Source organism: Yersinia artesiana (assembly GCF_902726545.1).
Taxonomy (GTDB): domain Bacteria; phylum Pseudomonadota; class Gammaproteobacteria; order Enterobacterales; family Enterobacteriaceae; genus Yersinia; species Yersinia artesiana.
The window spans coordinates 1-14811 of record NZ_CACVAD010000033.1 but is presented as its reverse complement, the minus strand read 5'-3'; the positions used below and the strand labels follow the sequence as shown (position 1 = coordinate 14811).

Genomic DNA, 14811 nt, shown 5'->3' with positions numbered 1-14811 from the left:
CTTACGGAATCTCGGGAGAATGCTTAATCAGCGTGCATTTTGCTTATCCGCTATCTGGAGTGAAATTATGTCTGGTATTTTCGCTTTCTTTAAAGCTGCACCGGCGATAGCCCCGCAAGGGGTGTTTAATGAGAAGCAGTTTATCACCCTGCGCTGGGGCACGTTTTTGTCGATGACGGTGGCGTATGTGATGTTTTATGTTTGCCGTCTCTCGTTTACCGTCGCCAAAAGTGCATTGGTGGAAATTGGCATCACCCCAACCGAGTTGGGCATGATTGGTTCGGCGCTGTTTTTCTGTTACGCCATCGGTAAGTTAGTTAATGGTTTTATTGCTGACCATGCCAATGTCGTGCGCTTTATGAGTTTGGGGCTGCTGCTCAGTGCCGGTATGAACTTTATGATGGGCACCACCACCAATGCCCTGCTGCTGACACTCTTTTGGGGGATTAATGGCTGGGCGCAATCAATGGGAGTCGGCCCTTGTGTGGTTTCATTGGCCCGTTGGTATGGCGATAAAGAACGGGGAACCTTTTACTCCATTTGGTCAACGGCACACAATATCGGCGAGGCGGTGACCTATATGGTGATTGCGGCGGTGATTGCCGGTTTTGGCTGGCAGTTTGGTTATTTCACCACCGCCATGCTGGGCGTGGTGGGGATTGTCCTGATTTTACTGTTTATGACTGACTCACCACAAAGTGCCAGTTACCCGCCTATCAGTGTGATTCGCAATGAACCAGAAAGTGTCACTGAAGAGAAAACCTCGGTATTAAAAAGCCAACTGTGGTCACTGCGTAATCCGGCATTATGGACACTCGCATTAGCGTCAGCATTTATGTATATCGACCGCTATGCGGTGAATTCTTGGGGTATTTTCTTCCTGCAACAAGCGAAACAATATACCACGCTGGAAGCCTCTGGCATCATCGGGGTAAATGCGATTGCCGGTATATTTGGCACTATTATCGCCGGTATTTTATCCGACAAATTCTTTCCGCGTAATCGCAGTGTTATGGCCGGAATAATAGGTTTATTAAATACCTTGGGCTTTGCTTTAATGATATTTATGCCGCGAAATCATTATACCGATATATTAGCGATGATTATTTTTGGTGCCACCATCGGCGCATTAACCTGTTTTCTGGGCGGCTTGATTGCCGTTGATATCTCATCCAAGAAGGCCGCGGGCGCGGCACTGGGCACGATTGGCATTGCCAGCTATGCCGGTGCCGGGTTAGGTGAGTTTATTACCGGGGTTATTATTGATAAAACCTCGGTGATAGAAGCAGGCAAAACACTTTATAATTTCCATACCTTATCCATATTTTGGATTGCCACCGGATTGCTCTCTGCCCTGCTCACTTTTATTACCGCAGGTATTGTGGCCAGAAGACAAACAACAAAACAGGTTGAGAGTCTGACATAATAATTTATTGATAGAATAGCTTATTTATTTTAAAAAATAGCTGACTTAACGCGGCGTTCCAATCTATTTTACTGTGCTGATATTGATTAAATGTTGCTATTGCAACAGGTGTTGTCACGTCGGTTGTCGTTGGGTCAGTCAATAATACCCTGTAACGGAAAAACCAGTTTCGTTGCAGGGTAAATCCCGAGAACCCACTTTACTGGTAAACAACGCCCCATTTTGCCACTTATTCTCACGTTTGATTCCCCTTCGCTGACCTTAAAATAGTCGCTGTCGCAGATAACACTTTATTTTCTGCTTTGAAAAGGTCTCTTTTGCGTGGCGAAATCATTTTTACGCAGTGGTAGTTTGGACGATATTCTGGCGTTGGGCGAAAACGGACAACCGGTTTATGCTGCTGCACTTCAGATTAGAGAGGCATTGCGTCTCAAGAAACAGCAGCCGATTGCCGATTGTCTGGCGATCCCGCAGCTCAATGAGCAAGGTGACCGTATTGACTGGTATGCGCCAATTGACGGTAAAGTCACCTCATGGGGTGCGGCCAGCACCACAGAGCGAAAATCCGCGATAAAACAACTGTCTGCCTGCCTCTCCAGTGCCAATGATTTATGTCAGCGTGCGCAAAAATCAGATAAGGCCGCCCAACGGTTATTCGGGGTACTGCTGGCCAAAACCCTGCAATTTCCCGATCAGAATCATGTTTATCTGGTGGCAGGCAAACCGGTACTGACTTTTTGGGGATTTGTCAGTCAGGATCAGAAAACACGAACTGACCCACTTGATTGCTTACGACAAACGGCTGAAGCTATTGAGCCGACGTTCTCACCACTGAGCGCTGCACCACTCACACCGGTAACGCCGCCGGTTACCGCGATAAGCGAACCAGCGCCGCCAGCCGCCATTACGCCAGTCATCGAGCCACCACCAGAACCTGTCCCGCCCTCGCTGCCAGAGAAAAAAACACCTCGCTGGCTGCGCTTTAGCTGGGCATTGCCCGTTGTGGCATTAATTATCGCCTTAATCGTGCAATTCAGTGGCGGAATACCGGAAAGGGCTTTGGCGGCGCCTGAGGTTAAGCCAGCGGTTGTCGTGACAGATAAAGCCGAGCCTGAAGCCAGCGCACCGGTTATCAAGATGACTGCGCCGCTGCTGGAGCCAAAACTTCCGCTGGAACATGCCACCATTGTTCCGCCAGCACCGGTGGTAGTAGAACCACCGGTTGCTGCGCCGGAATTAACTGCTGCGCAGAGCAAAAATGCGCTGGTACTCCCGTTCGATGCGGTCAAGGTGGGTTCGACCGCCTTCCTTAATGGCAACTGGCGCGTCAGTCCCGATATTAAAGCCGCCCAGACCGGTAGAGCACCGAGCCTGAAATATCAGATTAAAAATGGTAAAGGCACGGTAAAAATTACCCACGGTGACAACGTCACCTGCCAGGCCAATATAACCGCCGGACTGATGAAGTCGGGGAATTTGGTGATTAACAGCCGCTATAGGGCGCAGTGTAGTGATGGTTCAAAATATCAAATGCCTGAGATCGTCTGTAAGCAAGGTCTGACCGGTATTGCTGATTGCAAAGGCCGTTATGACGCCAATACCACACTTCCAATGACGATGAAGCGCGAGACTAAATAATATTATGCTGGCAACGATCACTGACTATAAACAGAAAATTTCGCTGATTCAGAATAGTGGCATCCAGTTTTTGGACTTCGCATTAAAACCTGAATTTGATAGCGAATTGCCGAATAAATTTGTGCGCAAAAGTGCCAATGGCCCGCTATTACGGTTGAATTACCATGAACATAATGGCAAATATTCACTGATGGTGCCGGGTGCGGCCCCTGAAATTGTCAAACCGGAATTTAGCTTCCCGCTGGAACAGTCACTCAAGCTGCTGAATAAAATTTGGCTCCCCCTGCCGTTCTTGCGTTTTAATCCGCCGCGCAGCTTCGTTAATGGGCCGGATAATTGGGCCAGAGTACAAATTTTAGTGCTGGATAAGCCGGATCAAGATGGTAATACCTTACGGGTTACCCTGGCTTTTGATACCAAGGTTTACGCTGAAGGCCATGCTAACGAATATCTCGCGCCCAATGAAAACGATATCAAAACCGGCTTAAGTTTCGCGCTGGCGTACCATAATGAAGAATTAGCTGAATTTCTTGATTTGACCTGGGTGGATGGCTGGTTGCGCGAAGTCTTTATTCAGCAAGCCTCTGAGCAGGAAGAACGCACCGCTCGCCATATTAGTGCATCATTGCGCGAGTTTGAATATCAAGCCCACTACCTTAATTTGCTGGAATTACTCGGCAGTCAAATGGGTGTGCCAGAGATCAAAATCAATACCAGCACCCTGCAAGAACCCGCGGTGAATGTTGACCTTATTCTTGATGTCGGTAACTCCCACACCTGCGGTATTTTGGTGGAAGACAGTAGCGACGAAAGTCATGGTCTGAAACAAACCTATGAATTGCAAATCCGCGATTTGAGTGAGCCACACCACCTCTATAATGAGTTGTTTGAGAGCCGGGTTGAGTTTGCCCAAGCTAAATTCGGCAAGCAGAATTTTTCAGTTGAAAGTGGCCGTGATGATGCCTTTGTCTGGCCGTCGATTACCCGTGTTGGTAATGAAGCCAGCCGTATGGCGCTACAGCGATTGGGTACCGAAGGTTCTACCGGTATTTCCAGCCCACGCCGCTACCTGTGGGATGAAGAAACCTATACCCCAGGCTGGCGCTTCAATGAAACGCAAACTGCGCAACTACATGAACCCCTAGCCACCGCATTGCCGCTGACCCATCTGGTGAATGATGACGGCCAACCCTTGTACAGCGTGCCAGTTGATGAGCGGCTGCCAGTATTCTCGCCCCATTATAGCCGCAGCTCATTGATGACCTTTATGTTATCGGAGTTACTGGCGCAGGCGCTGATGCAAATCAACAGTGCAGCACAGCGCTTGAAAATGACGCATGCTAACGCCCCGCGCCAGCTACGGGCCATTATTCTTACTCTGCCGTCAGCCATGCCCAAACCCGAACGGGAGATTTTCCGCCGCCGGATGAATGAAGCTATTGCTCTGGTGTGGAAATCCATGGGGTGGCATCCGGCAGATGATGATTTTATCTTTGAACAAAAACAGGTCCCTGAGCAAGACCGCGCCAAAAGCCAGGTCTTGGTGCCAACGGTTCAGATGGAATGGGATGAAGCCACCTGTGGTCAGATGGTTTATCTGTATAACGAAACTCAGGTTAACTTCGGTGGCCGTACTGCCGCCTTTTTTGCCAGTATGGCACGGCCAGACAAGCAACTGGAGTCGGGCGAAACCGCAGGGAAAACCCTACGCATCGCCTCCATTGATATTGGTGGCGGCACCACGGATCTGGCCATTACGCAATACTGGCTGGATGATGGCATGGGCAATAATGTCAAAATCAGCCCGCGTTTATTGTTCCGTGAAGGGTTTAAAGTCGCCGGTGACGATATTCTGTTAGATGTCATTCAACTCTATATTTTGCCAGCGCTACAGGCTCGGCTGAAGAAAGTTGCCATCGCCAATACTGATGCACTGATGGATAAACTGTTCGGTAATGATGGCCGAATGGATGGGCAATCGGCGTTACGTCAGCAAGCCACCTTACAGATATTTATGCCCGTGGGCCGGGCTATTCTGGAAGCTTATGAAAGCTTTGACCCACTGGATACCAATGCAGAAATCGATGCCAGCTTTGGTGAGCTATTATCGCAGCAACCAACAGCGAAAGTGTTGGAATACATTAACAGCGAAGTTCAGCGCGAACTGGCCGCCGATGCAGGGGTATTTGATATCCTGCAGGTGCCGCTGGTATTGAAATTAAGCAAACTGCACGGCGAGTTCTTATCTAACCGGATGAGTATTACGCAAAACCTGCGTTCGCTGTCCGAAGTGGTGTCGCTCTACAGTTGCGATGTGTTGTTATTGACGGGACGCCCTTCGCGCTTCCCCGGCATTCAGGCGCTATTCCGTCACTTACAGCCGTTGCCGAATAATCGTATTCTTTCGCTGGATGGATACCATACCAACGATTGGTATCCATTTAACAAACAGGGCCGCATCGATAATCCTAAATCCACTGCTGCGGTGGGGGCGATGCTGTGTTTGTTGTCACTTGATTTACGGCTGGCCGGTTTTTACTTCAAAGCCGGTGACTTCCAGCCTTATTCGACCATCCGCTATCTTGGTATGCTGGGCAGTAACGATGCCCTGACCGATGAAAATGTCTACTATCGCGATATCGATCTCGATAGTACGGATTTTACCCTGCCATCTGACGCGCGCTTTCAGGTCAGAGGCACGTCGTGTCTGGGGTTCCGCCAGCTTGATAATGACCGCTGGCCAGCATCCCCGCTCTATACCTTGTCGATTGTCGATCAAGAACTGGCGCGTAAAGTTGCCGGAGACGGTGCCTTGTACGTTAGATTGAAACTCGCTAAAGGTGCCGTTGATAAAAACAGCAGCCCGGAGCGTTTTGAGATAGCCGACGCGGTACTGCAAGACGGCAGCCGTGTGCCACCGCATCATCTGCGTCTTAAGCTAAACACACTCGCCAGCAATGGTTCAGCATCAACCCATTATTGGATTGATAGTGGGAGCGTATTTAAAAAATGAAATCATTAACCAGCCGACAGCTCAATAGCCAGTTGCAACAGGTTACCCAAGGCATTGATCAGGCAATTGATTGGATTAACACGACGCGCCAACATGCCATTCGTTTGGATATTGAAGCGGATCAACTGACCGTCAAACTGCGTCGCCAGCGTAATAAAGCCCGCCATCTGGCTGAAATGTCATTAACGCCAATGAGTATTGGCTTTTTTGGGCAATCTCCTGCCGGAAAACAGCATTTGATTTCAGCGCTGATTGCCGATGAAAACGGTCAGTTGGCAACCACTCTGGCAGGAAAGACACTTAACTTTTGGCAGCAAATCAAACCCGGCTATCAGGCCAGTGGTCTGGTGACGCGCTTTAGTCATCAGGTAGCGATCAATCATGAAACTCATCCGGTACAACTTTCGCTACTGAATGAAATTGAGCTGGCAAAAATAGTGCTGGGTGCCTATCTGCACGATAGTCAACAAGAGGTGGTACAGCACTCACTGAGTGAGCAACATATTACCGATCATCTCCGGCAATTGACGATGCGCAAGCAACAGAGCGCGATTGCCGGGATAACCGCTGATGATGTCATTAGCCTGTGGGATTATCTGCTTCGCCATGACGCGCCACGCCAAAAGAGATTAGAAGCGCATTTCTGGCCGGTCGCCATTGAATTGGCACCTTATTTACGAATTGATGATCGGGCTATGTTATTCTCGCTGCTGTGGGCCGAATCACAGCCATTGACTGATGCTTATCGCCATTTTGCCTATACCTTACAGCATCTGGATAGCGCGCCACAGTTGCTGGCCCCGCTCAGTGTGTTAGTTGATGACATGTTGTTGCCCGCCAACGGCATCATGAATGTCGCCACACTCAATGACCTGAACACCCCTGCTGATACTCAGATTCAAGTGCTGCCAGTGAAAGACACTATCATCGGTCAATCGGTGACGTTGTCACTGGCTGAGTTAACGTTTTTAGCGGTAGAGCTACAGATCCCATTACGGATGTCTGCCATTGAAAGTGTATTCGAATCGGTAGAATTATTAGATTTCCCCGATTTTGGTGATGAATTCGATACGCCAACACAGGTATCGCATGCGCCCTATGCACTGGCGGCGGCGTTATCATGGGCAAAAAACGCCTATCTCCTTGAGCGTTATACCGATAAGCAACAGATCAATATGCTGTTGGTCTGTAATGCAGTGAGCCACCGTAGTGACGTTAAAGCTGTGGGTAAGTCACTGGATTATTGGGTTAAACAGTCTCAGGGTGAAAATACCCAAGTGCGCTCACGCCGTAATCCGGGGCTTATCTGGGCGTTAACACCGTTTGACCAGCGTATTGCTGCAGAGGGTACGAAAAACCATGATGAAGCGGTACAGCGCTATGTTGGTCAGCCCGGTGATAGCAGTTGGGGGACTCTGCTAGCATTGGATACTCGCGGTATTGAGCGGATGGTGAGCTATCTGACCAAAGAAATTCACCGTGATATTAAGGCCGAACGCATCACCGAGCAGCTTAATGAACTGCAACGGGAACTGACCGAAAACATGCTGGCCAGTTGGTGTCAGCCTGTTACCCATGAATCACAACAAAAACAGCGCATCGCAGAGACATTGCTTAAAGCACTGCAAACGCGAACCGGCCTGCATGGCGAGTTGCTGGAGCGATTATTGCCTGCGCGGGATGAGTTGCGAGCGCTGTATTTGCAACAACAAAATCGGGTTACTGAGCTGATGACTTCGGGTGACAGTCATCACGATCCGTTCAGCATTGGCATTGATATCGACTTGTTCAGCGACGCATCTTTATCAGTTGAACAGCCAACGCCAACGGCGATGCTATCTGGTGGGGATAATGACGCGCAATACGCCACAAATGTGCAACGCTACTGGGTTAATCACCTGCGGCAGTTACCTGATAATGGGCCGCTGATTGAGTTATTGGGGATCACCAAACCGACTATTGAGCTGCTGGTCGCTGAGTTAATAACCGCCAGCATCCGATTAGATGTTACCGGGCAATTGGTTAACATACTGGCTGACAATGAACACGTTAGTTTGCATCGTGATGCTAAGGCTGATCGTCAAGTCTCACGCGCCCTGACGGTGTTGGGTGATTTCGTGGCCTGGCTGGGATTCCTGCAAATCAGTGAAACTCAGCGGCCAGATAGCCGCATTAACCGGGGTTATAAGATTTTTGCGCGCATTCCGACATCATTATCAGCGCCAAGCGCAGCGCAAAGGCTGACCAAATTGGCCCCCACCCCGATCAATAACACGGCTTTTTATATTTATGACTGGTTAGTTGGCTTAGGTGAAATGATTATTCACAATGAGGGTTATTCCGCCAGCAGTGAAATCAGCGAGCAGCATCAAGCGCAATTAGCGGCCATATTAAAACCCATCCAGCCGATAGCGGTGTCATAACCTCTTTTTCACCCTTCCCGGTGCCATACTGGGAAGGATGTTTTCCTGCGTTAAATTCCCTTTAATTTTCAATTAATTAACTAATCATTCACTTGATATCATCTTGCATCACTTTGTGATCAATCTTCAATTTTTGCATTCTTGCTGTTCGGCGCGCTTGTACCTTTTATGAAAGCGTGTTTATCTCTTAAGGCTTACAACACTTATTTTACTTATTACACTAACCACACTTATTGATGAGATACCCCGTGAACTATTCCACTACCCATTTCGCTCTACTAAACGCCGCGCATGTTGACGCGGTAGTCGTCGTGCGCGTGGTGGTGGTAGTGGTCGGCAGCGCGCCGTAACGGGTACCGAATCCAGAAAGATTCCCAAACCCCGCCGGCGCCAGCCGAGCGGGGTTTCTTTTTAGCCCCACTCTGTTAGCTACCGGCCCTGATGAAGGATATAACCATGCGTTATACAGGCGCCCAATTAATCGTTCGTTTGCTGGAACAGCAAGGCATTACCACTGTTGCGGGCATTCCCGGTGGAGCCGCGCTTCCGCTGTATGATGCTCTGGGGCAAAGTCGTATTATTCGCCATGTGCTGGCGCGGCATGAGCAAGGTGCCGGCTTTATGGCTCAGGGCATGGCGCGAGCCACGGGACAAACTGCGGTCTGTTTGGCATCCAGTGGCCCTGGTGCCACCAATTTGGTCACCGCAATCGCCGATGCCAAACTCGATTCGATTCCACTGGTTTGCATCACCGGACAAGTCTCATCTTCCATGATTGGTACTGACGCATTCCAGGAAGTCGATACCTACGGCATATCGATCCCTATTACCAAACACAACTATCTGGTGCGCGATATCAGCGAATTGACACGGGTGATCCCGGCGGCATTTCGCATTGCACAATCGGGTCGCCCCGGCCCGGTATGGATTGATATTCCCAAAGATGTACAAACGGCGGAAATCGAACTTGATAACTTGCCGGAGCCAGGCTTCGCCGATAAGCCCTGCCCGCTTGACCCGATTGCCATTGCAACCGTCGCGCAAATGATCAACAGCGCTGCGCGACCGGTGCTCTATCTCGGCGGCGGAATCGTCAGTTCCGAGGCTCATGAGCAAGCGATACAACTGGCCGAACAAGCCGGTTTGCCCACCACCATGACACTAATGGCATTAGGCACCATGCCGGTTGACCACCCATTATCATTAGGCATGTTGGGTATGCATGCTGCGCGATCCACCAATTTCATCATGCAGCAAGCGGATTTATTGATTGTATTGGGGGCGCGATTTGATGATCGGGCTATCGGAAAAGCCGAACAGTTCTGCCCTGATGCCAGTATCATTCATATTGATATCGACCCGGCTGAACTGGGTAAAATTCGCCGGCCACATGTGGCGATGAATGCGGATATCAAGCAGGTATTAACCCACTTGCTGCCCTTGATCGAAACACAAGCGCGCAGTGAATGGCGTAGCACAGTTAGCGACATACAACGCGAATTCCCATTCAATCAGCCCAACAGCGAAAATCCATTGTGTCACTATGGTTTGATTCGTGCCGCCGCCGCTGCATTGGATGATGAAACCATCATTACCACCGATGTCGGCCAGCACCAGATGTGGGTGGCTCAGGCCTATCCTCTGCATCGCCCGCGCCAATGGTTAACCTCCGGTGGGTTGGGCACCATGGGGTTTGGCCTGCCCGCGGCAATTGGCGCCGCACTGGCCAAACCGCAAGCAAAAGTGGTGTGTTTTTCCGGTGATGGTAGCCTGATGATGAATATTCAAGAGATGGCAACGGCTGCGGAAGAGCAACTTAACGTTAAGATTATTTTGATGAATAACCAGTCACTCGGGTTAGTTCATCAGCAGCAAGACCTGTTTTTCGGTAAGCGAATTTTTGCCGCCGACTACCCTTATCGCACTAATTTTATTCATATTGCGGAAGGATTTGGTTTCTCAACCTGTGATCTCAATACCGCCAGTGATCCTTATAGCGCATTGCATGAGGCATTAAATCGTCCTGGCCCGGTACTTATTCATGCTCTGATTGATGTGGATGAAAAAGTATATCCCATGGTGCCGCCGGGTGCGGCAAATATCGATATGATTGGAGGTGAATAATATGACTGGTCAACTCGTCTCTTCTGCACGTGTCACCCTATTGTTAACAGTGCGCAACCACCCTGGGGTTATGTCGCATATTTGTGGTTTATTCGCCCGCCGCGCCTTTAACGTCGAAGGAATATTATGTATGCCGTTGGCCGGTGGTGAAGAGAGCCGTATTTGGTTGCAAGTATTAGATGATCAGCGCTTGCAGCAAATGATAAGCCAACTGGAAAAACTCGAAGATGTACTTCAGGTATGCCGCTTTGACTCTGAAATGCCTATTTTTGATCAAGTTGAAGATTTAGTCGCCAATCAGCGGTGACACTATTTGCAGTGGCGATATTGTCACAACAGTTTACCGACACTGCTGTCAATAAATGGCCGTGTCGGTAAAAACGTCATTCAGTATAAGATGCCAGATTCTTCATTAAATTTATCACGCACACATTACATTACCCATCGTCAATATCAATTACATTTGAATATACAAATATGCAACATATAGCACCCGTAGCTAAATAGACGCCGTGGTAGAGGCATACGCTTATAGGGTATCTCCCCCGACAGTTATTCGCCTGAGTGAGAAGATTCTGCCTGCGGGCAGACCATGAATTTACTACTCAATAAGCCGGTATCTTATGAACACTCAAATCAAATATGCATTCGCCATTGCCATCGTTGCTTTAGCGAGCATGAATATCGCCCGCGCTGCTGACCCGCAAATTCCGTGGGCTGACAATAGCGGCGGAACTGAAACCACCCATATTGCCGCCGTTGGGCAAGACTTGAATACTCAGCACCAAGCCGTGACGAAAACACAAGAAGGTGTTTGGGCGGCCAATAGCGGAAGTATCAGTCAGGATGAGCAGGCCCTACAAAGCAATAAGCCGGCTTTTGCCGGAACGCCCTCATTAATGCCGCATCAGGGATAATAACCCGATGTTCTTTACTGAAAATAATTAAAAGTAAAAAGGCCGCTATGGATAATATATCGCTAGCGGCCTTTTCATAGAATGAACTGAATTATGCCAGTAATAACTTTTGTAACTCGGCCAATGAACTGACTTGATAACGCGGTGCAATATTATCATCCGCCACTGCGCCACTGGTATTAAGCCAGCAAGTATCAATACCCGCATTGATCCCCCCCTGAATATCCGAATGGAGGTTATCTCCCACCATCAAAATATTTTCTTTCGCAGGGTTATTCATTAAATTAAATGCATGCTCAAATATCGCCACATCGGGTTTAGCCGCTCCGACTTGTTCCGAGATAATCAACGGAGAAAACACATTTTTTAACCCGGTGCGTTCTAATCGGATAGTCTGCAATTCGGTGAAACCATTCGTAATGATGCCCATATTCACTTTACCGCTCAAGGCATCAACTAACTCACGCGCGCCAGGCAACAGTGAACAGATATCAGCCATAGCAATTAAAAACTCACTGTTGAGGCGAGTTGCCGTCACACCCAGCTTTTCAGCCCACATTGCAAAACGCGTACTTTGCAATTCGGCTGCTGATATCTTACCGTCTTGATAATCAACCCAGAGCGGTTTGTTAACCAACTGATAATGGTCGAAATCTTGTACGGAGAAATCTACATTAAAGCGTGAGAACATCAGCTTTAACCCTTGATAAGCATCAAAGTGAAATAGAGTTTCATCCGCATCGAACAGTATCCATTGGTATTTCATTACTTTGTCTCTCTGACTTTTGGCATTATTAGGCGCGCTATGGTAGCGAGTATTGCGGTTGGTGTATAGATACTGTTCATAGCAGCAGCGCAGCGGATATATCGCGATCTATGGTAATAGTGGCATCACCGGTAATTAACGGAGTATCAAACACAGCTAATACCTTACGGTTAATTTCAACCAGCGCATCCTCTAGTTTAATTTCCATATCAGCAGCAATATCCACCAATTTTTCACGTTCCCAAGCATCACGTGAAATCAGTAATTTCAAGAATGTCACCACACCATCAGATAAATGAGCGGTAATTGCTGCCATCGAACGCGGATTAATTTCTTCTGTGGTTTGCACCGCAGCCGTTGGTGCAACAAACAGCCCCTCAAGTAATGTCACTAACTCCTGGCTTTCTTTTTTCAACAGATTAACGCGATCAACATCCGTCACCACATCAATAGTCGCCGACGGTAGGCTCAATGTCATTGGCGTGGCGCGGCTATCAAGATCGGTATAAACCCATTTACTGTCCAGACCAAAACGTTTATATACTCGCTCAAGGAACTTCACTTCGGGTGGCGTAATAGTACCTTCTACCTGAATCAGGTGAGCCAGGAAGCGCGCGATAATTCGGCGATTTTCCAGTGAGAGCGGCTCTAAGTTATTTTTCAGCGCCAGCAGTGTATTACTCTTCCGAATACCCGGTTGCAAATAGGCCTTTAGCCGCATCCGTTGACCGGGACTCAAAAAGCCCCAGGCATCAATATGCCGGGTCAATATTAGCGATTCAGGTTCACCGATACTTCCATCAAACATCACCGCAGCGCAAGCAAGTTCAACCGTCAGCATCGTGACACGGTAGGTATCAAAGGTTGCTGACTCCGCAGCCAGCGATTCAATTGGAAATAGTGCAACAGTATCTTGCAATACCGGGGTGCGGTTATCGGCCCGAACATCAGGCTCAATACCCACTTGCAAAGAAGCTAATGCATAAGTTAATGCCATTACATGGCTGCGCGATAAGCGCTCTAATGGCTTGGTGCCACAGGCGGCACTGAGTTGCAGAAACAACTCACCCAATGTGACCATCAATAACCCGTAACCGACCCGGGCTTTGATACTCTCTAATTCGGTTTTTAAGGCCACAGACCACAATGCCTCTGGCATTAATAACTGCCCTTCCAGTGACATTTTTTTCTTCGGATTAACACTGGCAAAGCGGTTATAAATAGCAAGCTCTTGTTGGCATACTTCAAATAGTGCTCGCAGCTTATCGCGATGCGCTTTACACACCGCAACATTGGGTAGGTCGGCAATTTGTTGGAAGAATTCTTGTCCCATCAAACCCGCTGACGCTGGGCGATAGAATATTTGCAGCTTGGTTTTATTAACCGGTAATAAAAATCCGTCGCCATATCGCTCCTGGTAGCGCCGACAGAACAGAGTGGCAAAAACATTCGCACAATGCGCCATGGAGATATTTTGGTTAATTGCCGGATCAGCCTCTCCCCAGGCGAGAGCCCATGGGGCCGGTAGTGGTTTCTGATCAAGGGCTAATTGCCCCAATCCAACCAATAACGCTAACGGCAGTTCAGTTGAAGATTCGCGCGTAGCAGGAGGAGCAGAGAGATAGAGCTTCTCATCTATATTCACTCGGGAGATATAAACTAATAAATTCTGCGCATAATGATTAAATGCGTTATTTTTTCCATAAATATTTAGCAAGCGATTAATTTCAGCTTCAATGATAGGGAGTTCTTTTTTAGCTATCGGGTCGATGGCCGCATCAATCAGTACCCGATGCTCTAAGCCATAGAAAAATAAGAAAACATAACCAATATCTGCGGTGGGTGATTTACGCCCTTCGGCTAACCACTGTAAATACCCTTTTCTTGCTTCAGGCGAACAAGTTGAGTAATCCGGGGCACTATCAATAAGCGGCAATGATATATCTATTTCTTCTGTCGCCACATCCATTGACGGGTTAATAAATGCTGGCTCTGCACCGGTACGATTACTTTTGTATTTATTACCAATATAAATCATACCATCGGGTAAGTTTATTCCGGCAACCACCGCCAACTCTCCCGGACGGAGCCAGGATGCGCGAGCCAAAGAACCCCGCGATACATCAGGTTGTTTTGCCTTGGTTTTCTTCTCTTCATCAACCGTGGGTTTCTTATTGACTTCATCTGGGGCGCTGGTTTGTTCTGATTCTAATTGCGAAGAGGCGACTTGATAATCACCCAAATCAGGAACCGCTGCCGTTTTTTGCATATCCGTATTAATCGCCGGGATTGCGGGCCGCTTGGTGCCTTTGAGATTCTGCCAGACAAAGTACATGCATAAGATAGCCGCACTCAGTGCAATCCACGCCTCTCTTGGGATCCCAGTCATCAGCCCTAAAGCAACAATCAGTAGGACAACCCAGATGGTACCAGTAGATTTTCTCTTAGCCACGATGGTTTATATGCCCCTATCTTAAAATAATAATTTTTATTCTGCCTTTAAG

General features: G+C 48.4%; 10 protein-coding genes. 8 read left to right on the top strand and 2 right to left on the bottom strand.

The features are described from left to right. Window positions 1-67: 67 nt before the first annotated feature. The 8 genes from HU019_RS12610 (at window position 68) to HU019_RS12575 (ending at window position 11541) form a co-directional block, all read left to right on the top strand. Entirely contained in the window at window positions 68-1426 is a 1359-nt protein-coding gene (locus HU019_RS12610; RefSeq protein ID WP_174847652.1) for an MFS transporter, read from the top strand. A gap of 321 nt (window positions 1427-1747) precedes the next feature. Then, window positions 1748-3064 (top strand): SrfA family protein, encoded by a 1317-nt coding sequence (locus HU019_RS12605; RefSeq protein WP_174847653.1) that lies wholly within the window; start codon window positions 1748-1750, stop codon window positions 3062-3064. Window positions 3065-3068: 4 nt separating this feature from the next. Continuing rightward, complete coding sequence (locus HU019_RS12600) at window positions 3069-6077, top strand: virulence factor SrfB (protein WP_174847654.1); 3009 nt, start codon at window positions 3069-3071, stop codon at window positions 6075-6077. Next, entirely contained in the window at window positions 6074-8500 is a 2427-nt protein-coding gene (locus HU019_RS12595; RefSeq protein ID WP_174847655.1) for a putative virulence factor, read from the top strand. The genes HU019_RS12600 and HU019_RS12595 overlap by 4 nt, the downstream gene beginning before the upstream one ends. 236 nt (window positions 8501-8736) lie before the next feature. Beyond that, entirely contained in the window at window positions 8737-8850 is a 114-nt protein-coding gene (locus HU019_RS20460; protein ID WP_174847656.1) for an ilvB operon leader peptide IvbL, read from the top strand. A gap of 106 nt (window positions 8851-8956) precedes the next feature. Further along, window positions 8957-10624 (top strand): acetolactate synthase large subunit, encoded by a 1668-nt coding sequence (gene ilvB, locus HU019_RS12585; protein WP_174847657.1) that lies wholly within the window; start codon window positions 8957-8959, stop codon window positions 10622-10624. A 1-nt stretch (window position 10625) separates the two neighbouring features. Next, window positions 10626-10931, top strand: coding sequence for an acetolactate synthase small subunit (gene ilvN / locus HU019_RS12580; protein ID WP_174847658.1), 306 nt, complete (start codon window positions 10626-10628; stop codon window positions 10929-10931). Window positions 10932-11301: 370 nt separating this feature from the next. Further along, on the top strand, window positions 11302-11541 hold the full coding sequence (locus tag HU019_RS12575) for a hypothetical protein (RefSeq protein ID WP_174847743.1): 240 nt from the start codon (window positions 11302-11304) through the stop codon (window positions 11539-11541). A 91-nt stretch (window positions 11542-11632) separates the two neighbouring features. On the opposite strand, the gene yjjG is transcribed toward HU019_RS12575, so the two are convergent. Both yjjG and HU019_RS12565 read right to left on the bottom strand, forming a co-directional pair. Further along, window positions 11633-12307, bottom strand: a complete 675-nt coding sequence (gene yjjG / locus HU019_RS12570) for a pyrimidine 5'-nucleotidase (protein WP_174847659.1) — start codon at window positions 12305-12307, stop codon at window positions 11633-11635. Between the two features lie 76 nt (window positions 12308-12383). Continuing rightward, window positions 12384-14759: a tellurite resistance TerB family protein gene (locus HU019_RS12565; protein WP_174847660.1), complete on the bottom strand. Its 2376-nt coding sequence runs from the start codon at window positions 14757-14759 to the stop codon at window positions 12384-12386. Window positions 14760-14811 lie beyond the last annotated feature (52 nt).

Coding starts and splice junctions, on each gene's coding strand:
- HU019_RS12600 (WP_174847654.1), top strand. CDS start 3,069: ATGCTGGCAACGATCACTGACTATAAACAGAAAATTTCGCTGATTCAG.
- ilvN (WP_174847658.1), top strand. CDS start 10,626: ATGACTGGTCAACTCGTCTCTTCTGCACGTGTCACCCTATTGTTAACA.
- ilvB (WP_174847657.1), top strand. CDS start 8,957: ATGCGTTATACAGGCGCCCAATTAATCGTTCGTTTGCTGGAACAGCAA.
- HU019_RS12595 (WP_174847655.1), top strand. CDS start 6,074: ATGAAATCATTAACCAGCCGACAGCTCAATAGCCAGTTGCAACAGGTT.
- HU019_RS12610 (WP_174847652.1), top strand. CDS start 68: ATGTCTGGTATTTTCGCTTTCTTTAAAGCTGCACCGGCGATAGCCCCG.
- yjjG (WP_174847659.1), bottom strand. CDS start 12,307: ATGAAATACCAATGGATACTGTTCGATGCGGATGAAACTCTATTTCAC.
- HU019_RS12575 (WP_174847743.1), top strand. CDS start 11,302: ATGAATATCGCCCGCGCTGCTGACCCGCAAATTCCGTGGGCTGACAAT.
- HU019_RS20460 (WP_174847656.1), top strand. CDS start 8,737: ATGAGATACCCCGTGAACTATTCCACTACCCATTTCGCTCTACTAAAC.